This window comes from Komagataeibacter oboediens (assembly GCF_003207815.1).
GTDB lineage: Bacteria > Pseudomonadota > Alphaproteobacteria > Acetobacterales > Acetobacteraceae > Komagataeibacter > Komagataeibacter oboediens.
Map to the genome: position 1 here is coordinate 17521 of NZ_NKTX01000001.1, position 20455 is coordinate 37975.

Annotated in this window: 20 protein-coding genes; 13 read left to right on the forward strand and 7 right to left on the reverse strand. The window is 65.4% G+C overall.

Features of this window, described 5'->3' with window-relative positions; all coding sequences use genetic code 11:
- Positions 1–11 precede the first annotated feature (11 nt).
- From rpe to CFR80_RS00090, 3 genes are read left to right on the forward strand one after another with little or no spacing between them, the layout of a single operon-like run.
- Positions 12–689, forward strand: a complete 678-nt coding sequence (rpe, locus tag CFR80_RS00080) for a ribulose-phosphate 3-epimerase (protein WP_048855635.1) — start codon at positions 12–14, stop codon at positions 687–689.
- A gap of 37 nt (positions 690–726) precedes the next feature.
- Positions 727–2400 (forward strand): heparinase II/III family protein, encoded by a 1674-nt coding sequence (locus tag CFR80_RS00085; RefSeq protein ID WP_010515088.1) that lies wholly within the window; start codon positions 727–729, stop codon positions 2398–2400.
- On the forward strand, positions 2397–3527 hold the full coding sequence (locus CFR80_RS00090; RefSeq protein WP_010515087.1) for a glycosyltransferase family 4 protein: 1131 nt from the start codon (positions 2397–2399) through the stop codon (positions 3525–3527). Before CFR80_RS00085 ends, CFR80_RS00090 begins: the two co-directional genes overlap by 4 nt.
- 154 nt (positions 3528–3681) lie before the next feature.
- Here CFR80_RS00090 and CFR80_RS00095 read toward each other — a convergent pair whose 3' ends face one another.
- Together CFR80_RS00095 and CFR80_RS00100 are read right to left on the reverse strand one after the other, a co-directional pair.
- Positions 3682–4227 carry a hypothetical protein gene (locus tag CFR80_RS00095; protein WP_010515086.1) on the reverse strand — a complete coding sequence of 182 codons (546 nt, stop codon included), beginning with the start codon at positions 4225–4227 and terminating at the stop codon, positions 3682–3684.
- Positions 4224–5471 carry an aminopeptidase gene (locus tag CFR80_RS00100; RefSeq protein ID WP_110507002.1) on the reverse strand — a complete coding sequence of 416 codons (1248 nt, stop codon included), beginning with the start codon at positions 5469–5471 and terminating at the stop codon, positions 4224–4226. The genes CFR80_RS00095 and CFR80_RS00100 overlap by 4 nt, the downstream gene beginning before the upstream one ends.
- A 127-nt stretch (positions 5472–5598) precedes the next feature.
- Here CFR80_RS00100 and CFR80_RS00105 point away from each other — a divergent pair, with 127 nt between their 5' ends.
- Complete coding sequence (locus CFR80_RS00105) at positions 5599–5937, forward strand: Rieske (2Fe-2S) protein (RefSeq protein WP_010515084.1); 339 nt, start codon at positions 5599–5601, stop codon at positions 5935–5937.
- On the opposite strand, the gene CFR80_RS00110 is transcribed toward CFR80_RS00105, so the two are convergent.
- The 3 genes from CFR80_RS00110 to CFR80_RS00120 all read right to left on the reverse strand — a co-directional run bounded on the left by CFR80_RS00110 (position 5900) and on the right by CFR80_RS00120 (position 8461).
- Positions 5900–6418, reverse strand: coding sequence for a DUF4186 domain-containing protein (locus CFR80_RS00110; RefSeq protein WP_029329565.1), 519 nt, complete (start codon positions 6416–6418; stop codon positions 5900–5902). The genes CFR80_RS00105 and CFR80_RS00110 overlap by 38 nt on opposite strands.
- An 11-nt stretch (positions 6419–6429) precedes the next feature.
- A complete protein-coding gene (gene tyrS, locus CFR80_RS00115; protein ID WP_029329564.1) occupies positions 6430–7677 on the reverse strand; it encodes a tyrosine--tRNA ligase in 1248 nt (415 codons plus the stop codon).
- Between the two features lie 118 nt (positions 7678–7795).
- Positions 7796–8461 (reverse strand): alpha/beta hydrolase, encoded by a 666-nt coding sequence (locus tag CFR80_RS00120; protein ID WP_010507247.1) that lies wholly within the window; start codon positions 8459–8461, stop codon positions 7796–7798.
- A gap of 575 nt (positions 8462–9036) precedes the next feature.
- Here CFR80_RS00120 and CFR80_RS00130 point away from each other — a divergent pair.
- The 9 genes from CFR80_RS00130 to CFR80_RS00170 all read left to right on the forward strand — a co-directional run bounded on the left by CFR80_RS00130 (position 9037) and on the right by CFR80_RS00170 (position 18043).
- Positions 9037–10173, forward strand: coding sequence for a cysteine desulfurase family protein (locus tag CFR80_RS00130; protein ID WP_010515080.1), 1137 nt, complete (start codon positions 9037–9039; stop codon positions 10171–10173).
- Positions 10170–11351 carry a cysteine desulfurase family protein gene (locus CFR80_RS00135; protein ID WP_010515079.1) on the forward strand — a complete coding sequence of 394 codons (1182 nt, stop codon included), beginning with the start codon at positions 10170–10172 and terminating at the stop codon, positions 11349–11351. The genes CFR80_RS00130 and CFR80_RS00135 overlap by 4 nt, the downstream gene beginning before the upstream one ends.
- Positions 11352–11383: 32 nt before the next feature.
- Positions 11384–11698, forward strand: a complete 315-nt coding sequence (locus tag CFR80_RS00140) for a ferredoxin family 2Fe-2S iron-sulfur cluster binding protein (protein WP_010515078.1) — start codon at positions 11384–11386, stop codon at positions 11696–11698.
- Between the two features lie 118 nt (positions 11699–11816).
- Positions 11817–12926 (forward strand): tRNA 2-thiouridine(34) synthase MnmA, encoded by a 1110-nt coding sequence (gene mnmA, locus CFR80_RS00145; protein ID WP_010515076.1) that lies wholly within the window; start codon positions 11817–11819, stop codon positions 12924–12926.
- Entirely contained in the window at positions 12923–13591 is a 669-nt protein-coding gene (locus CFR80_RS00150) for a glutathione S-transferase family protein (RefSeq protein ID WP_010515075.1), read from the forward strand. Before mnmA ends, CFR80_RS00150 begins: the two co-directional genes overlap by 4 nt.
- Positions 13592–13607: 16 nt before the next feature.
- Entirely contained in the window at positions 13608–14705 is a 1098-nt protein-coding gene (locus CFR80_RS00155; RefSeq protein WP_029329563.1) for a glycosyltransferase family 4 protein, read from the forward strand.
- A gap of 121 nt (positions 14706–14826) precedes the next feature.
- A complete protein-coding gene (locus tag CFR80_RS00160) occupies positions 14827–15828 on the forward strand; it encodes a CobW family GTP-binding protein (RefSeq protein WP_010515073.1) in 1002 nt (333 codons plus the stop codon).
- Positions 15825–16889, forward strand: coding sequence for a WD40 repeat domain-containing protein (locus CFR80_RS00165; RefSeq protein ID WP_010515072.1), 1065 nt, complete (start codon positions 15825–15827; stop codon positions 16887–16889). Before CFR80_RS00160 ends, CFR80_RS00165 begins: the two co-directional genes overlap by 4 nt.
- A gap of 116 nt (positions 16890–17005) precedes the next feature.
- Positions 17006–18043: a glycosyltransferase gene (locus CFR80_RS00170; RefSeq protein ID WP_029329561.1), complete on the forward strand. Its 1038-nt coding sequence runs from the start codon at positions 17006–17008 to the stop codon at positions 18041–18043.
- Here CFR80_RS00170 and CFR80_RS00175 read toward each other — a convergent pair.
- Both CFR80_RS00175 and CFR80_RS00180 read right to left on the reverse strand, forming a co-directional pair.
- On the reverse strand, positions 18026–19381 hold the full coding sequence (locus tag CFR80_RS00175; protein WP_010515069.1) for a chloride channel protein: 1356 nt from the start codon (positions 19379–19381) through the stop codon (positions 18026–18028). The two genes, CFR80_RS00170 and CFR80_RS00175, sit on opposite strands and share 18 nt — an antisense overlap.
- Before the next feature lie 159 nt (positions 19382–19540).
- The gene (locus CFR80_RS00180) at positions 19541–20443 is read right to left on the reverse strand and encodes a cation diffusion facilitator family transporter (protein ID WP_010515068.1); all 903 of its coding nucleotides are present in this window, start codon (positions 20441–20443) and stop codon (positions 19541–19543) included.
- Positions 20444–20455 lie beyond the last annotated feature (12 nt).

Sequence of the window (20455 nt, forward strand, 5' to 3'; positions counted from 1 at the left end):
AAAAAACAGGCATGGCTGCTCTCAAGACCCCCCTCATCGCGCCCAGCGTCCTGTCGGCTGATTTTTCCCGCATGGCGGATGAAGTCGCCGCTGTCGAAAATGCTGGTGCGGACTGGCTGCATCTGGATGTCATGGATGGGCATTTCGTACCGAACCTGTCGATGGGGCCGCAACTGATCAAGGCGCTTCGCCCGAAGTCGAAGCTCCCGTTTGACGTGCACCTGATGATCGCGCCCGTCGATCCGTATATCGAAGCCTTTGCGAAGGCCGGGGCCGACCATATCCACCTGCATGTGGAAGCCGGTCCCCATACCCACCGTTCGCTGCAGCACGTGCGCGACCATGGGGTGAAGCCCGGCATCGCCATCTGTCCCGCCACCCCGCCCGAAGCGGTGGGCGAAGTGCTGGATCTGGTGGACATGATCCTGGTCATGACGGTCAACCCCGGTTTTGGTGGCCAGAAATTCCTGACCAGCCAGCTGCGCAAGATCGAGACCCTGCGTCGCATGGCGGATGCGACGGGCCGTGACATCCGCATTGGCGTTGATGGCGGCATTACTGCGCAAACCGCGCCGCTGGCGGTTGCCGCGGGTGCTGATGTCCTGATTGCCGGGACATCCGTGTATGGGCAGGATGATTATGCCGCCGCCATCAGGAACCTACGGATCGGGACGCATACCCCGGCGTGAGGGTATGCGTACCGCCATATCGGGGGGATAGGGCCCCATGCCGCTGAAGCGTCTGGCGCGGGGTGCGCGCCTTTCATTCGCGCGGCTGCCGTTGCTGGGCGGGGGCAGGCGGCTGCCTGTCGCGCCTGTCCATAATGTGCGTGACCTGTGGCCGGGGGACCCGGCGGCGGGCGCGCAGCTTGCGCGTGGCAGCCTGACATGGGCGGGCTATACTCACCCCGTCGGGCCGGGGCAGTGGGATTCGCCCGAATTCGAACCCGGTTTCCGTGAGGGGCTGCTCAGCTTCCGCTGGCTGCGTGACCTGCGTGCGGTGGGCACGGACGCCGCGCGGCTGAAGGCGCGCGCGCTGGTTGATGACTGGCTGCACCATCCATCCCAGCACCCCATGGCGCTGGATTGCGGGGTGATTGGCGCCCGTGTCGCAGCGTGGCTGGGGCATTATGATTTCTTTGCCGCATCGGCCAGCGATTCCTTCCGCCAGCGCCTGATGGAGCGGATACTGGTGGAAGGGCGCACCATCGCTGCTCTCATGCCGCCTGAACAGCATGGCTGGCAGTCGCTTACAGCGCTCAAGGGGCTGCTGGCGGTAGCGGTGGCCATGCCTGAGTATACCGGTTTCCTGACCCGGTACCGCCGCTACATCGATAACGAGGTTGAAAGCCAGATCCTGCCTGATGGCTGGCATGTCGAACGCAGCCCGGAGGTGCAGCTGCGTGCGCTGCGCGAACTGGCGGAAATGCGGGCCATGATGCAGGCGGTGCAGCATGCCCTGCCGCATTCGGTCGCCATCGCGCTGGACAAGATGAGCCCTGTGCTGCGGGCCATGCGACATGGGGACGGGGGGCTCGCGCTGTTCAATGGCAGCCATGAACGCAATGCGACGCTGATCGAGATGGTGCTGTCGCAGGCCACGCGCACCCGCGTTGTGGCCAATGCCATGCCCGATGGCGGTTTCATACGCATGCAGGCCGTGCGGTCGCTGCTGCTGGTGGATGTGGGGATTCCCGCCCCGCCCGAATATGACCGCAACGCGCATGCGGGGACGCTGTCATTCGAATTCTCCTGTGCGCGGCAGCGCCTGATCGTCAATTGCGGTGGCGGGGTCCTGCCCGCGTGGAAAGAGGCCCTGCGTCAGACTGCGGCCCATTCCGTCGTGGTGGTGGAGGACATGTCCTCGTCCGAATTCGGGGAAGATGGCACGGTGCGGCGCAGGCCAACCCATGTCAGTGTCGATCATGCCGTGGCCGAAGGCGCGCACTGGCTGAACCTGTCGCATGACGGCTACCACCCTTCGGCGGGGGTGACGTATTACCGCAGGCTGTACCTGGGCGGGGATGGCGAGATCCTGCGCGGGGAGGAAATGCTGGAAGGCGAGCGGGAACTGGCCTTCGTCCTGCGTCTGCACCTGCATCCGACGGTGACGGCGGTGGATGCGCAGGATGGTTCCATCCTGCTGGAAGCGGGGGAGCAGCACTGGCGGTTCCGGGCTGCGGGCGGTGAGGTCGCGATTGAGGAAAGCGTCTATTCCGGTGGCCAGGTGCCGCAGCCGACCCTGCAGCTGGTCGTGCGGGTCGATCCCGCAGCCCGGCAGAAGCAGGAAGACGGGGACACCCCGGATGCCCCGGCCATAGGTGGGGGTGCCCCGCTGGGCAAGGTTCGGCAGGTGGTGCGCTGGGCGCTGCGACGTGAGAAGCTGCTGCTTCTGGCATGAAGATCCTTGAAGTCACGAATGTCGATTTTTCGTTACGCCAGTTCCTGTTTCCCCTCATGCTGGCGCTTCGGGATGAAGGGCATGATGTGGTGGGAGCCTGTGCCGATGGTCCCCTGCTGAAGGAGGTGCGCGTGCGTGGGCTGCGGGTCGAGACCGTGCCCATGTCGCGCACCCTGTCCCCCCTTGCGCAATGGCGGGCATGGCGGGCGCTCGTGCGCCTGATCCGCGCGGAAAAGCCCGATATGGTCCATGCACACATGCCCATAAGCGGCCTGCTGGCGCGTTTCGCGGCATGGCAGTGCGGGGTGCCCTGCATTGCCTATACCTGCCATGGGTTCCTGTTCAACCAGCCGGGATCACGGCTGCGGCGTGCCGTAGCCCTTGTGCTGGAATGGCTGGCGGGACAGGTGACCGGCATCTACCTGACGGTCTCGCAAAAAGAGGCACATGACGCCCGCAGGCTGCGGATCAATCCCCGCGCCACGGCCATCGGCAACGGACGTGATCCGGCTATTTTCCACCCCATGCCCGAACAGCGTGCGGCGCTGCGCGCGCGGATGGGGGTGGGCGCGGGACAGGTTGTCATCCTTGCCGTCTCCCGCCTGGTGCGGGGCAAGGGCTATCCTGAACTGCTGGCGGCCATGCGCAGCCTGCCTGACAATGCGGTGTTATGGGTGGTGGGTGAACGTCTGCCCAGTGACCGGGGCGTGGATCTTGGCGCGTGTTTTGCCGCGGCACAGGCAGCCCTTGGCACGCGCATGGTCATGTTTGGATATCGTGCGGATGTCGCGCCGATCATGGCGGCTGCGGACATTTTTGCCCTGCCCAGCCATTTCGAGGGCCTGCCGATGAGCGTGATCGAGGCCATGCTGTGCGGCCTGCCCGTGGTGGCAAGTGATATTTCCGGCCCGTGCGAACAGGTGGTGGAGGGGGAGACCGGCCTGCTGGTGCCGCCGGGCGATGTCGCACGGCTGGCTACGGCGCTGGACCGGCTGGTGCGTGATGGTGTGCTGCGCCAGCGCATGGGGGAGGTGGGACGGATGCGCGCGCTGGTCCATTACACGCAGGCCGACATCATGGCGCGGACGGTTGCCCTGCTGACGGCAGGATGTCCTGCTGCCGCATAAGCAGGGGGCAGGAAGGTGGGTTCACAAAGACCGCCTGCGTCACGCCGCGTCAGTCATGAAGGCATTTCTGGTCAGGCTTTTTCAGGAAACTTCAGGAGATGCCACCTTTTTGGAAAAAGGCGGCACCCAGAATTTTATTTTTATCAACAGGGGGTTAACGCCCCATTTCCTGCTGCTGGCTGTCGCTACCGTTCATGATCTGGATCAGTGCCTGTGTCTGCGCCGTATGTGACTTGAGCAGGCTGACATTGTCCGGGTTCAGCGGCGGCATGGACTTGCTGTCCTGCGGGGGGTGCTGCATGACGGCGGCGGTCATGCCAAAGGTGGTGATGCCCATGACGAATTCACGTGCCGTCATGTGACCCTGCTGCAGGATCGGCGCAAGCTGGGGCATGGCTTCGGTGCGCTTGATCGTATCTTCCAGCGACAGGTTCGGCGTTTCGGGGGGGGTGATGCGCGAGTTGCGGATCTGTTCCATCACCGGCGTCATGCGCGTGAAGAAATCCTTGGGCAGCCTGTACTGCGCCACGGTTTCCATATCGTGCCTGATCGCGGCCTGCTGGGCGGCACTTGGGGCCTGCTGGGTCATCTGCTGTGTGGACTGCTGGGCCATGGCGGATGGCATGACGGCGGGCAGGCGGGTCAGGGCAAGGGCGCAGGTGGTGGCCAAAAGCGCCTTGCGCACGAAGGAAGAAGTCATGGCTGGTTGCTCCATTCGCCCTGTCTCATCAGGGGTTCGCGGGTACCATCATGGTTGATGGCGTCCACGTCGATTTTGCTGGACCCGATCATCCAGTCAATATGGATAAAGCTGGTATTGGCCCCCTGCTGCGCCAGATGGGCTTCGGTCAGGCTGTCGGTATCCAGCATGCATTTGGCATAGGACTGGCCCAGCGCGATGTGGCTGGCGGCGTTTTCGTCAAACAGCGTGTTACGGAACAGGATGCCGCTTTGTGAAATGGGGGAGGACGCGGGCACCAGCGCCACTTCACCCAGCCTGCGTGCGCCATCATCGGTATCGAGTATGCGTTCCAGCACGTCCTGCCCGGTGCGGGCATGGGCTTCGACAATGCGGCCGTCTTCAAAACGCACGGCGATATCGTCAATCAGCGTGCCCTGATGGAACAGCGGCTTGGTCGCGCGTACCGTTCCGCTGACCTTGCGGGCATGCGGGGTGGTGAACACTTCCTCGGTCGGGATGTTGGGGTTGCAGGTGATCCCGTTGCCCGCGGGTTCCGCGCCCCCGGCCCATGCATGGCGATCGGCCAGCCCCACGGTCAGGTCGGTGTCCGGCCCGGTGAAATACAGGGCCGCGAAACGGCGTTCGTTCAGCCATGTCGCACGTTTGTGCAGGTGGGCGTTATGGGCTTTCCATTCGGCCACCGGGTCGTCCACCATCACGCGTGATGCCTGGAAAATGGCGTCCCACAACCGGCTGACCGCCGCATCCGCCGACAGGTCGGGAAACACCTGGGCCGCCCATGCGGGGGTGGCGAAGGCCACGATGTTCCAGTTGATGGCGAAGCGGGTGATCAGTTCCATGGCCGGACGCCCCGCGCGCGATGCCGCACGCCCCACGCGGGAGACGCGTTCGGCATTTTCATTGGCCAGCAGCACCGGGTTCCCACCCGTGATCGCCATGCGCGCCGCCCCCTTGCGGTAGGCGTTGGCCATGCCGTCCTGCAGCCAGTCGGCGGCAGTGTCCAGCGTATCATCGGCGGCATGGCGGAAGCGGGCCAGTGTCGCCACGTCATCGGCATAGAACGGCGTCACCAGTGACGCCCCGGCCCGGTAGGCGTGTTCCGTGATGCGGCGGACCAGCGGCACGGCATCCAGTGGTGCCGTGATCAGAAGCTGCTGCCCGTGTGCGACATTCACGCCAACGCGGACGGCGACCTCAGCCAGACGGTCCAGAAGATGTTCATGCTGGGGTGAAAGAACCATGCGTCATCATATCCTGTTAATGTTGGCCGGTGCGCCGCATGCCTGCGACAGGGCGCATGCACGATAGACGACGCACCCCATTCACGTAAGATGGTAACTGCGCAGCAGGGGGGAAGGCATGGAGTCAATGAAACAGGCGTTACCGGGTTCCCGTCCCCTGTGCACGTTATCCGCCGCGCGTGAGGCGCCCCAGCGGGTCATGTGCGATGGCCGGGCGCTGGTGGTGTGGATGGTGGATGACGTGCTTCCCGCCGTGATCGATGACCGCTGCCCCCATGGCAATGCCCGCCTGTCCGCCGGTTACGTGCTGTATGGCCGCATTGTCTGTCCGCTACATATGTGGACCTTCGGTCCCGACGGGCGCGCGCAGGCCCCCGGTGGCCGGGTGGAGGCCGCAGGCCCGATGCCACGTTCGTATGAATGCTGGATCAGCGGGGATCAGGTCTGGGCGCGGATTGCGGCGTAGCGGTCGCATCGCGCCGTATCCATTCCTGTATGACCGACAGGATATAGGCCTGCTGTGTTGCATCGAGTGGCTGGCCTGCAGGCATGGCGTGCCATTTGGCAACGCAGCCACGACAGCAGGTGCCCGTGGCATGCTGGGCGATGAAAACCGGGTGTCCCCGCCACGGGGTCTGCCGTCCGTCCTTTTCCGGGTGGGCGGGGGCGAGTCGGGTGGCGATGAAATCCGCCGCATGCGTCATGACTTCTGGCAGGCCCCGCGTGGCCAGGTACTCCCGTTCCTTTGCCCCAAGGTGGAAGCGCGCGCGGAAACGTGAATAGGCCAGCCGTTCCCACAGTTCCGGCGGCACGGCAGGCAGCGGTGGCAGGCTGGCGGGCGCGGCGCGTGGGGATTCGGATGCGGGGGTGGAGGCAGGCGCTGCTGGCGCGAACAGGTCGGGCTGCTGTGCCTGCGCCCTGTCACGGCCTGCCTGCCTGCGTGTCATGGCCGTATCCTTCAGGCCGGCTGGACCAGGATATGGCGCTTGCGGCCCGATGACAGCTTGAGCGCGCCGTCAATCAGGTCCCTGTCGGATACGACCTGCGCCTCGTCCCGGATCACCACGTCATTCACCCGTGCGCCGCCGCCACGGATCAGGCGACGGGCCTCCCCGTTGCTTGCGGCAAGGCCGGCTTCCACAAACACGCGGAAGGCGGGCATGCCTTCGGCCAGCAGGGCGGCGGGCAGGGACACGGTGGGCAGGGCGGCGGCGGTGACGGCCCCTTCCTCGAACGTGCGGCGTGCGGCCTCGGCGGCTTCCTCGGCGGCGGCGCGGCCGTGGCACAGGGCCGTGGCCTCGGTGGCGAGGACCTTCTTCGCTTCATTGATTTCCGCGCCGCCAAGGGCCGCAAGACGGTCGCATTCCGCAATGGGCAGCTCGGTAAACAGCTTGAGGAAGCGGCCAACATCCGCATCCTCCACATTGCGCCAGAACTGCCAGTATTCGAAAACCGGCAGCCGCTGCGCCGAAAGCCAGACGGCGCCCTGCGCCGTCTTGCCCATCTTCGCGCCGGAACTTGTGGTCAGCAATGGCGTTGTCAGGCCGAAGACCTGGGCGCCGTTCATCCTGCGGACAAGATCAATGCCCGAGACGATGTTGCCCCACTGGTCCGATCCCCCCATCTGCAGGGTCACGCCATGACGGCTGTTCAGTTCCCGGAAATCATAGGACTGGAGAATGGAGTAATTGAACTCCAGGAACGTCAGGCCCTGCTCACGTTCCAGCCGCGACCGCACCGAGTCGAAGGACAGCATGCGGTTGACGGAAAAATGGATGCCCACATCGCGCAGCAGGTCGATGTAGGACAGACGGTCCAGCCAGTCGGCATTGTTGGTCAGCAGCGGGTCGGCCGGCCCGGTGCCCAGCGGCAGGAACTGCCGCAGGCAGCCCTCCACCCCGCGCATGTTGGTGGCGATGGTTTCCGCCGTCATGAGCTTGCGCGCTTCCTCCCGGAAGGACGGATCGCCAATTTTCGCGGTGCCGCCACCCACCAGCGCCACGGCGCGGTGGCCATGGCGGTGCAGCAGGCGCAGCATCATGATCTGGATCAGGCTGCCCACGTGCAGGCTGTCCGCCGTGGGATCGAAACCGATATAGCCCCCCACCGGACCGGCCTGCATGGCCGCGTCAAGCGCGTCCATGTCGGTGCACTGGAAAATGAAGCCGCGTGCTTCGGCTTCCCGGAGGAATTCACTCTTGGGCATGATCTGTTCCGCGCTGTGATAGGCATCGCTGGCCGGGCCGCCCCGGCGCGGACCAGCCTCTAGCATGTTCACGGCCCATCATGGAACAGCCGGGCCCGACCGGGGTGGGTTGGGGGGATCAGTCGGCGGCCAGCGCCAGCGCCTTGCGGTTCATGACCGTGCTGACATGGTCTTCCAGCGCCTCGGCCACCTGGTCGGCATGGTTGGCGAAGACGTGGTCCGCGCCCTTGAATATGCGGTAGTCCACTGTCACGCCCTTCTGGGTGTTCAGCTTGTCCACCAGCTTGCGCACGGCGGGTTCGGGCACCAGTTCGTCATTCTCGCCCGCGATCATCAGCCCACCGCACGGGCAGGGGGCAAGAAAGCCGAAATCATAGTGGTTGGCCGGGGGCGCCACACTGATCCAGCCCGTGATCTCGGGGCGGCGCATGAGCAGCTGCATGCCGACGAACGCACCGAACGAATAGCCCGCGATCCACAGGCCGCTGGCGTTCGGGTTGACCATCTGCATCCAGTCAAGGGCGGCGGCGGCGTCCGAAATCTCGCCAATGCCGCCGTCATAGCGCCCCTGCGAGCGCCCGACCCCACGTGAATTGTAGCGCATGACCGAGAAGCCCATTTTCTCGAACGCGCGGTACATCGCATAGGTGATGCGGTTGTTCATGGTTCCGCCATGCAGCGGGTGGGGATGGAGTACCAGCGCAAGCGGCGCGTTGGGCGCGCTTGAATGATGGTATCGACCTTCCAGACGGCCATCAGGGCCGGCAAACATGACCTCAGGCATAGGTGTCCCGCATTTGCGTTTTCCCGCGCATTCCAGGCATTGCGGCAGGAAATGTTGCTGTTGCAGCCCGCCCGACCGGCGATGCCCCGTCAGGTCGGCAGGCAGAGAAAATGCTGTCTTTCGGTGTCAACTGTGCCGGAAGCTGGAATACACCGTGTATTCACCCGCTGGCGGTCACACGAAAAACAGAATTGATCCGGTCTGGTATGTCAGGCCGAAAGTATACCAACCCGCCTGATAATGGGCCTGTTGCCTACCGGACAAAAGTGCGTCTTCGGCAGGCGTGCCCTGCGCGGGGGGCAGATATGGTCATGCATCGTGTCCACCCGGCATGGGGATCAGGCTTTTTTCGGTGGCGGGCCGGGTGTGTCGTATCGGTTTGCTCTCCTTGCCATGCCCGGATGGCGGGCGGGCGACATTGAGGCAGCGGTATGGAAATGGTGTGTGCACCAGCCATAACACGTTGCAATAAATATTATGTTGCGCTGCCTTATAGCGGTGTGGATTCACAAAATGCCAGATAAATCGTAATCCATGTCGCAAAACGACTTGGCGTAACCATATGGCTGGATAGCATGAACACCCGACGCGACAGTTTTAGCTACCTCGACGCGAATGCGTCCGAACCCGTCCGGCCCGAGGCTCTGGCCGCCATGGTTGCGGCGGCGGACGTAGTGGGGAATCCCGCATCCGTTCACCGTGCGGGGCGTGCCGCGCGTGCCGTTCTGGAAACCGCGCGCGAGGGGCTGGCCGCCCTGTTCGGGGTGATGGCGGAAAACTGTGTCCTGACATCGGGCGGGACAGAGGCGAACGTGCTGGCCATTACCGGTCAGGCCCATGGCAGGCGGGTGCTGGTGGGGGCCAGCGAACATGACGCGGTCAGGGCGGCGGCACGGGCGCAGGTGGTGCCCGTTGGTCGCGATGGTGTGCTGGATACCGGCGCGCTGGAACGCATGCTGGCAGCCGATGGCGGCACGCCAGCGCTGGTCTGTGTCATGCTGGCCAATAACGAAACCGGTGTCATCAATCCCGTACGCGACATTGCTGCGCTGTGCCATGCCCATGGTGCGCTGGTGCATGTGGATGCGGTGCAGGCAGCGGGTCGCATTCCCTTCACCATGGATGGGCTGGGGGCGGACAGTATCGCCATTTCAGGCCATAAATTTGGCGGTCCGAAGGGGGCTGGTGCGCTGCTGCTGGCGGGTGCGCGGTTCCACGCCATCACCCCGCTGCTGGCAGGTGGGGGGCAGGAACAGGGTCGGCGTGGCGGCACGCCCGCGCTGCCCGCCATTGCCGGCATGACGGCTGCCGCCACGGTGGCGGTGGCGGATATGGCGCAGCAGGCCACCCGGCTGGCCGCATTGCGCGACCGGATCGAGGCGGCGGCGGTGGCGGCGGGTGCGCAGGTCTGCGGCGCGGATGCCCCGCGCCTGGCCAATACGAGCAGCCTGCTGCTGTCCGGACGGCGGGCGCAGACGCAGCTGATCGCGCTGGACATGGCGGGGTGCTGCGTTTCGGCCGGGTCAGCCTGCTCATCGGGCAAGGTCACGCGTTCGCACGTGCTGGACGCCATGGGATTTGGGGAGGACGCGGGCTGCGCCATCCGTGTGTCCCTGCCATGGTCGGTGACACAGGCGCAGGTCGATGGCTTCATAGCGGCCTACACGGCCATGGCCGGGCGCCTGCCCGCGGTGCAGGCAGGTGCGGCATGAATGCGTATCCTGACCTGATCTACCTTGACTATCAGGCCACCACGCCATGCGATCCCCGCGTAATGGCGGAAATGATGCCGTGGTTTACCGAAAGCTTCGCCAATCCCCACAGCCTGGACCATGCGGCGGGGCGCGCGGCCCATGACGCGGTGGAACAGGCCCGGGCCGACGTTGCGGCGATACTGGGGGCAGACGCGCGTGAGATCGTGCTGACCTCCGGTGCGACGGAAGCCAACAACATCGCCATCAAGGGCGCGGTGCGTCACCTGCTGGAGCGTGGCGATCCGCGCAGGCGTGTCATCACGCTGGCGACCGAACATAAATGCGTGCTGGAATCGGTGCGTGACCTGGGCCGTGAGGGGTGCGAGCCGGTGATCCTGCCGGTCCGGCCAGACGGCACGCTGGACCCGGCCGTGCTGGAGGAGGCGCTGCGTGTCCCGACGCTGCTGGTCAGCATCATGGCAGCCAATAACGAAACCGGGGTGATGCAAGATCTCGCGCACCTCGCCCCGCTGGTCCGCAAGGCGGGCGCCCTGCTGCACAGCGACCTGGCGCAGGCCGTGGGCAAGGTGGACGTGGACGTGCGGGCATGGGATCTCGACCTTGCATCCGTGTCGGGGCACAAGCTGTATGGCCCCAAGGGGGTGGGCGCACTGTTCGTGCGCCGCAGGCCGCGCGTGCGGCTGGCTCCGCTGTTTTCAGGCGGCGGGCAGGAACGCGGTCTGCGGTCGGGTACGCTGCCTGCCCCGCTGGTGATCGGATTCGGGGCCGCGTGCCGGATCGCACGCAGCGAAGGGGCGGCGGAGCGCGCGCGGCTGGCGGGCCTGCGGGACCGGTTTCTGGCGGCGCTGCGGGCGGGATGTGAGGGCGTGCATGTCCATGGCAGCATGTCGGGACGGCTGGCGGGCAACCTCAACCTGCGCTTTGACGGGGTGCGGGCGCTGGACCTTCTGCGGGCTGCGCCGCAGCTGTGCCTGTCCACCGGGTCGGCCTGTTCCTCGGCCGAGGTGACGCCATCCTATGTGCTGACGGCCATGGGGCTGGACGGTGTTCAGGCCGCCGGAGGCTTGCGTCTGGCCGTCGGACGCTATACCTCAGCCGCCGATGTGGATCGCGCGGCGGCAATCATGTGTCAGGCTGTGGCACGGTGCCGCGCGACAGGCAGTTCTTCGCCATAGATCGGGCGAATGGTAGCAGGCAGGATGGAAAGATGGCGCATATAGTATTCATCGAGCGTGACGGCACCCGCCGTGAAGTTGCGGCCCCGCTGGGCCTGTCAGTTCTGGAAATCGCCCACAAGAACGGGATCGACCTGGAAGGCGCGTGCGAGGGCTCGCTGGCCTGCGCCACCTGCCACGTGGTGGTCGACCCCGAATGGGCGCCGAAGCTGACGCCACCGACCGAGGACGAGGAAGACATGCTCGACCTTGCCTTCGGTCTGGAAAAAACGTCCCGTCTGGGCTGCCAGATCGTGATGACCGAGGCACTGGACGGTCTGGTGGTGCGTCTGCCGCGCACGTCCTGACCGGCGCCTGTTATACACCGCGCGGAATGATACGCGCGCAACATGATGTTTGACGTGCGATGCCCGGGGGCGGATAGTCCTGCGGGCATTGCCTGTCATCGGGAAGTGGAACCAAGCCATGCGCATTCTTGTGGCCATGTCCGGCGGGGTGGACAGTTCCGTCGTTGCCGCCCGTCTGGTGGACGAGGGGCACGAGGTGATCGGCGCGACCCTCCAGCTCTATGACTCACGCGAGAGTACGAAAAAGGGCGCGTGCTGCGCGGGCCGTGACATTCATGACGCCCGTCGCGTGGCCGACAGGCTGGGCATTCCCCATTACGTCATCGATGCCGAACGCCGTTTCCATGACAGCGTGATCGGCACGTTCGCCGATGCGTATGCCGCGGGCGAAACCCCGGTGCCCTGCGTTGCGTGCAATCAGGGCGTGAAGTTTACCGACCTGCTGGGCATGGCCCGTGACCTTGGGGTGGACGCCATGGCGACCGGCCATTACGTCCGCCGCGTGGATGGCCCGGATGGCGTGGAAATGCACCGCCCCGTGGATGCGGGGCGTGACCAGTCATGGTTTCTGTTCGCCACTACGCGCGACCAGCTTGATTTCCTGCGCTTTCCGCTGGGCGACATGCCGGACAAGGCCGCCGTGCGGGCGGAAGCGGAACGTTTTGGCCTGGCGGTTGCGGGCAAGCCCGACAGTCAGGACCTGTGTTTCGTGACCGACGGCTCCTATGCCGGGCTGGTGGAAAAACTGCGGCCCGATGTGACGGGGGCGGGCGAAATCGTGGACCGGTCCGGTCATGTGGTGGGCCAGCATGAAGGTGTGACCCGCTACACCGTGGGGCAGAGCAAACGGCTGGGCAATGCCGCGATGCAGCATGGCGAACGCCAGATGGTGGTCGGCATCGAACCAGCCAGCAAACGTGTGGTGATCGGCCCGCGCGCGCAGGCCGTGGCCCGTACGCTCATGCTGCGCAACATGAACTGGCTGGTGCCTCCGCCGGGGCCGGAGGGCCTGCGGTGTGCCGTGCAGATCCGTGCGCGTGAAGCCGCCCGGCCCGCCACGGTCTGGCAGGCCCCGGATAATGGCGCGCGGGTGGAACTGGATGAAGGTGCGGTGCCCGCACCGGGGCAGGCCTGCGTGATGTATGATGGCACGCGGGTGCTGGGCGGTGGCTTTATCCGCCGGGTGGACGCGGTTCAGGCCGGAAGCGAAGGAAAGGCGGCATCATGAGTGACGGGATTCTGGTCATTGGCACGCGGCGGTATTCGTCATGGTCGCTGCGCGGGTGGCTGGCTGTGCGGCTGGCCGGGCTGGATGTGCGCGAACAGGTGATTCCGCTGGCGGATAATGGGGAAACGCCCGCCATCCGAACCATTTCGCCCAATGGCAAGGTGCCTTATCTGGAACATAAGAACATCGCGGTGTGGGAAAGCATCGCCATATGCGAATACTGTGCCGAACAGGCCCCCGGCCTGTGGCCGCAGGATGCGCGGCAGCGGGCATACGCGCGCAGCATCTCGGCAGAAATGCATGCAGGATTCCGGGCAGTGCGGCAGGCCATGCCCATGAACCTCGGGCGGGACAGCCGCCCGCTCGCGGCGGGCACCACGCCGGATATTGATGCGGACATCGCCCGTATCGACGCCATCTGGACCGAAGCCCGGCTGGATTTCGGCAAGGGGGGCGCGTTCCTGTTCGGGGCGACATTCGGCATGGCGGACGCCATGTTCGCACCGATCGTCGCGCGTTTCCTGTCCTATGGCATCAACCCGTCACCGGAATCGCGGGCTTACATGATGGCCGTGCGCGCCCATCCGCTGGTTGATGACTGGTACCAGCAGGCCGCACAGGAACCCGCCGAATGGCGGCAGTCCCGTTTCGAGGACATCGCCTGAGACCCCGCCCGTGATCATGCCATGGCGCGTGGCCGTGGTCCTGCCCGCGCGTGAGGGGTTTTCCCCCGGTGCCGTGGGGGCGATCGGCCTTCAGGTTGCGGCTCTTGCAGGGCCACAGGATGTCATCATCGGGCCACCGCTGGCAGGACCGTCCCTGCTGCCGGGCCATGATTACCGCGCCGTGCAGCCCGGCCTGTGGCCACCGGGCAGGCGTAGCGTGCGGTACGCCGCCGCCGTGCTGCGCGCGGTGGCCGAAAGTGGCGCGGCGGTGGTGGAAGTCCACAACCGCCCCGATACCGCCCATTATATTGCCCGCCACCGCCCCGGACAGCGCGTGCTGCTGGTGCTGCATAACGACCCGCAGGGCATGCGGGATGCGGAAACCCCGGCCCAGCGGCGCAGTCTGCTGCGGCTTATGGACGTAGCCTGCGTGTCGGGCTGGTTGCGGCAGCGGTTCCTTGATGGCCTGCCCGATACCTGTGCGCGGCATGTGGGGCTGTCGCCCAATGGCGTGGCGTTGCCAGCAGCTGTTCCCCCCATGGCGCAGCGTGCCCGCCGCGTGCTGTTTGCCGGGCGCATCGTTGCGGACAAGGGGGCCGACCTGTTTGTCGCGGCCTGCGCACGGCTTGCGCAGATCCATCCCGACTGGAATTCCTGTATGATCGGCGCCGACCGCTTCCGGGCCGATGCGCCTGTGACCCCGTTCGTCTCCGACCTCCTGCCCAGCGCTGCGGCGGCGGGGGTGGAGATGGCCGGATACAGGCCACATGCACAGGTGCTGGCCGCCATGGCGCAGGCATCCATCGTGGTCGTGCCCAGCCGCTGGCCCGAACCGTTCGGCATGACCGCGCTGGAAGCCATGGCCGCGGGTGCCGCCCTGATCGCGGCCCCCGCGGGCGGATTGCCGGAAGTGGTGGGCAATGGCGGCCTGCTGTGTGCACCCGATCCCGCGGCGGGGCTGGCACAGGCCATTGCCGGACTGATGGACGACCTGCCCGCGCGTGATGCCCTTGCCGCGCGCGGGCGCGCACAGGCCGCGCGTTTCAGTATTGATCATGCCCGCGCCTGTCGCGCGGCAATGCGTGATGCAGCCCTGCACCGGGGCGGGGCCTGACCGCCTTTTCCGTTTTTCTGTGCTGACGGGTATGGGACAGGTCGACCCATGGCCCTATATCTGGGCAGACAAGGCTTAACGCCACGTATGATGCAGGCAATTTGAAAAGACCGGAGGCCATATGTCCGATACCGTTCAGGCGTCGCCCGACGCCGCAGCCCAGAATGCCCTTGTACCGGTGACGGTGCTGACGGGATTCCTCGGCGCGGGCAAGACGACGCTGCTCAACCATATCCTCACGGCGCAGCATGGCCGCAAATACGCGGTGGTGGTGAATGAGTTCGGTGAACTCGGCGTGGACAACGACCTCGTGGTGGATGCCGACGAGGAAGTGTTCGAGATGAACAACGGCTGCATCTGCTGCACCGTGCGCGGCGACCTGATCCGCATCCTCGGCAACCTCATGAAACGCCGGGCGAAGTTTGACGGCATCATTGTCGAGACAACCGGCCTGGCTGATCCCGCCCCGGTCGCACAGACCTTTTTTGTCGATGAGGACGTGCGTGGCAAGACCCGTCTGGATGCCGTGGTCACGGTGGTCGATGCCTATAATGTCATCCAGACGCTGGATGAAAGCCCCGAGGCAGTGAACCAGATCGCGTTTGCCGATGTCATCATCCTCAACAAGACCGACCTTGTGGATGAAGTCGCGCTGGCTACCATCGAATCGCGCATCCGTTCCATCAACGCCGTGGCCCGCATCCACCGTGCGCAGCGTGGCGACGTGCCACTGTCCGATGTGCTGGATCAGGGCGGGTTCGACCTGCAGCGCGCGCTGGAACACGCGCCGCATTTCCTTGAGGACACCAGCCATTCCCACGAAGCGGACGTGACCTCCCTGTCCTATGAAGTGGAGGAACCGCTGGACGCGGCCAAGTTCCAGGCATGGATCGGCGCGGTGCTGCAGGAACAGGGTGCTGATATCCTGCGCGCCAAGGGGATCCTGAACTATGCTGGCGAAGACCAGCGCTTCGCCTTTCAGGCCGTGCACATGATGGCCGATGGCGGCTTCATCGGTCCGTGGAAGGAAGGCGAGCCGCGCGTTTCGCGCCTTGTCTTCATTGGTCGTAACCTCAACCGTCCGCAGCTTCGTCGCGGTTTTGAAAGCTGCCGTGCGAAATGAGCGATACCGTGAACGATACCATCCCGCCTACCGGCCTGCTTGAACGCCGTGGGGCCATGCGCCAGCTTGAAGGCCAGATCACCGGCTGCACCGTCTCACGCGACAGCCAGCAGGTGGCCTTCGTCACGGGTGAAGGCGACATCATGGTGGCGGACCGTACCGACTGGGGCCAGTCGGATGCATGGACCGTCACGACCGTGCATGACGGCACGATCCTTGCCATCGCGCCCGACGCCGGCCCCACCGGCTTCCTGACGGGTGGCGATGACAGCGCCCTGCGTCGCATTGCGGCCGATGGCAGCGTAAGTGACCTTGTGAAAGGCCGCCGCTGGATCGAACACGTCACGACATGGAGCAGCGGCAAAGGCGGCGTGATCGCCTTTGCATCGGGCAGGCAGGTCGAACTGCGCGATGCGGACGGGCAAACGACGCTGAAGGTGCTGGATCACCCGTCCACTGTCAGTGGCATCGTGTTTGACGCCAAGGGCAAGCGCATCGCGGCCTCGCACTACAATGGCGCGTCGATGTGGTTCGTGCAGGCGAAGGTGGATACCGTGCGTCCCCTGGAATGGAAGGGCAGCCATATCGGCATCGCCATCCACCCGGCAGGCGAGGCACTGGTGACCTCCATGCAGGAATCGGAACTGCATGGCTGGCGTTTGGCGGACGGGCACAACATGCGCATGAGCGGGTATCCGTCCAAGGTGCAGTCCATGGCCTTTACCCGGAATGGCAAATGGCTGGTGACCAGCGGGGCGGACACCATCGTGATGTGGCCGTTCTTTGGCGGGGGGCCGATGGGCAAGCCCCCGGCGGAGGCCGGGGGGCTGCCGGGCGTGATGTGCACCCGCGTTGCCTGCCATCCCGTTCATGACATCGTGGCGGCAGGGTTTGCCGACGGGTCGGTGCTGATGGCCGATACCGGGGCACAGCGTATCCTGCCGGTATGCATTGGGGGATCCGGTCCGGTGACGGCGCTGGAATTCAGTCCCGATGGCTGTTGCCTTGCCTTTGGTTCGGAAGATGGCCGCGCCTGCGTGGTGGATCTGAGCGCCAAATAAGCCGGATAATGAGTAAAGGAAGTTTTTGGGTGCCGCCTTTTTTCAAAAGGCGGCGTCTTCCAGAAGCTTTCTGAAGAATGCTTCGCCAAAAACTTTTGCATGAATTGCAGGACGTTATGCGCGTACTTCATGTCATGGCGGCCCGTGGCAATGGTGGGGCCGAACTGTATTCCACCGATGTCATGCTCAGCCTGCATGACGCGGGTCTTGCGCAATGCGTGGTCATGCACTCCGAAGCTCCCCGCTGCATGGAACTGCAGCAGGCGGGCGTAGCAGTGGAAACGGCACCGCTGCGCCTGCCCCTGCGCCCATTGGTCCGTCACGCGCTGCGCCGCCTGATTGCACGCATGCAGCCCGACCTGATCCATTGCTGGCTGCGTCGTGCGGCGGAACTTGTGCCCGCGCATACGGGTGTTCCCGTCATTGGCTGGTTTGGCAATTACAAGGACCTGCGTCCCTTCGCGCATTGCGACTGGTTTGTGGGCTGCACGCCGGACATGGCGCAGTCCATGCGCGAACGCGGCGCACCTGCGGACCGGGTGGCCTATGTCCCGACCTTTCCCTCTGTCACGCCCCAGCCGCCGGTTTCCCGCCGGTCGCTGGATACGCCGGATGACGCGCCGGTGCTGCTGGTGCTGTCGCGCCTGCATCCGGCCAAGGGACTGGAGACGCTGCTTGATGCGCTGGCCCTGCTGCCGCGCTGCCATGTGTGGCTGGCGGGGGAAGGGGAACTGAAAGCGGCCCTTATGGCACAGGCGGCGCGGCTGGGCCTTGCGCAACGCGTGCATTTCCTTGGCTGGCGGTCGGATCGGGGGGCGTTGATGGCGGCGGCGGACATATGTGTGCTGCCGTCGCGGTATGAACCCTTTGGTACCGTCATCCTCGATGCATGGTCGGCGGATGTGCCGCTGGTCGCCTGTGCCACGGCAGGTCCCCGGGCGCATGTGCGCGATGGGGAAAATGGCATGCTGGTACCCATTGATGACGCGCCCGCGCTGGCCGCCGCCCTGCGGCGCGTGCTGGATGACCCGGCGCTGGCCGCGCGGATCGTTGCCGGAGGGCGGCGGGACTACGAAGCGCGTTTTACCCGTCAGGCGGTCACGGCACAGTGGCGTGCGCTGTATGACCGCGTGCTGTCAGCGCGCGGCGGGTAGGGGCGGCGCGGCCGGCGGGCGTGGTGTCGCCACCGGGGTGCGGGGTGCGGTGGCCATGCCATCAAGGAACGCTTCGGCCAGTGCGGCATAAAGTGGCTGCGAACAGATCATGCGCGAGACGCCATAGGCCAGGAACGACGTGGCCAGCAGCGCCAGCGTCACCTGCTGGTTGTCACACATTTCCATCACGATGACCGATGCGGTCAGCGGTGACTGCACCACGGCGGAAAAATAGGCCACCGTGCCCAACAGCACCACGGCGCCGGGCGTGGTATGCGGCAGGAACTGCGCGACCCACCCCCCGAACCCGGCCCCGATGGCCAGCGACGGCGCGAACAGCCCCCCCGGAATGCCCGAACAGTAGGAAATGATGGTGGCGATGAATTTCAGGATGAAGAAAGACGCGGGATAATGCGTCTTGCCTTCAATGATTTCATGCGCCTGTTCATAGCCGGTGCCATAGGTGATCCCGTCCGATGCGATGCCGATCACCGCCAGCAGCAGCCCACACGCGGCGGCGAAGGCAACCGGCCTGCCGCGCGCAAACCGCCCCAGCCCGCCGGGCAGGCCGCGCGTGGCCCGGATCAGGATGGCGGAAAAGACCCCGCCCCCGATCCCGCCAAGGATGCCGCAGGTCGGCACGGCGATCCAGCTTATGCCGATTGGCACCACGACATCCGTATGCCCGAAATAGCTGTAGTTCCCCACCAGGGCGATGGCCGTGACACCCGACAGGATCACCCCCGTCAGCATGGTGCCGCTGGTGCGCTGTTCAAAGGAATGGCTGAGTTCCTCGATCGCGAACACGATACCGGCCAGCGGCGTGTTGAACGCAGCCGACACCCCCGACGCCCCACCGGCCAGGATCAGCCCGCGCCGCATGCTGACGGTGGACAGGTTCAGCCACCGTCCACAGGCATGCATGATGGCGGCACCTATCTGCACGCTCGGCCCCTCACGCCCGATGGAGCCACCGGCCACCAGGCCCAGCGTGGTCAGCACGATCTTGCCCGCCGCCACCCGCAGCGACAGCAGCCGGTCGATGATGGCGAAATTCTCAAGGTGCAGCGTGGCGATGGTTTGCGGTATGCCGCTGCCCTGCGCGCCCCGGAACCATGTGCGCGTCAGCCACGTGGACAGCGCCAGCCCCGCGGGCGTGAGCGCCAGCATGATCCATGGGCTGATGGCGATGATATGGTTGCGCAGCGTGGCCGCCGCATCCGCTGCCATGGCGAAACCCACCGCAACCACCCCCACCACGACGGCGGCTGCCCAGCATGCCAGCTTGCGCCGCCACTGTTCGGTGGTGATGCGGGCGGAACGGCGCAGGTGGCGCATATGCTTCCTGCGGATCTCAGTAAGGTCGGTTCGCATTACCGGCAATGTACTTTCAGCAACGGCACTGACATGTAAAACCGGGCCGGGACAGTCCGGTTGCGGGGCCAGGGCAGCATTTATCGCAGGTCAGCCGACCATCTGGCGAACGGCCGGAGGATCCTATGGCAGTACCAGCACGCCCGTATGCTTGGCCTTGCGTTCAGGTTCGACGTGGATGTGGATCAGCGCATCCCCCACACCCGCGCGCAGCCCGTCCTCGATCCGGTCGCAGATATGGTGGGCATCCTCTACGCTCATGGCGCCGGGCACGACAAGGTGGAATTCGATGAATGTCATGGCGCCCACGATACGCGCGCGGATGTCATGCGCCTCGATCGCGCCGGTGGCGGTATGGGAAATGATGGAGCGGATTTCCCCCAGTGTCCGGGAATCCGGTGCTTCGTCCATAAGCCCGGCAATGGAGGTGCGCATCATGTCCCACCCCGTGCGCAGTACGTTCACCGCGATCATGGCCGCCAGAAGCGGGTCCAGCCACAGCCACCCCGTCAGCGGGATCAGGACGAAGCCGCAGATAAGCACCGCCGATGTCCAGACATCGGACAGCACATGGTGCCCGCTGGCCACAAGGGCGGGGGAATGGTGCGCCCGCCCCATGCGCATGAGAAACAGCCCCCAGCCGAGGTTGAGCAGCCCCGCCCCCCCATTGAGCGAAATGCCCAGCAGCGAATCCTCGGGCGGGTGCATGTGCATGAAGCCAACCCATGCCTCATGCGCGATGGTGAGGGCGGTGATGACCACCAGTACCCCCTCCGCCACGGCGGACAGGTATTCGGCCTTGTAATGGCCATAGGTATGGTTGTGGTCGGGCGGCAGGCTGGCCACCCGCAGCGCCCACAGGCCCGCCACGGCGGAAACCACGTTTATGATCGTCTCGATCGCGTCGGAATACAGCGCGATGCTGCCCGTAACCCGCCATGCCGCGTATTTCATGCCCAGCGCGATGATGCTGACCACGACGCTGCACCATGCCGCGCGTATCTTGGTGTTGGTATTGGAAAACATATCGGGCAGGGA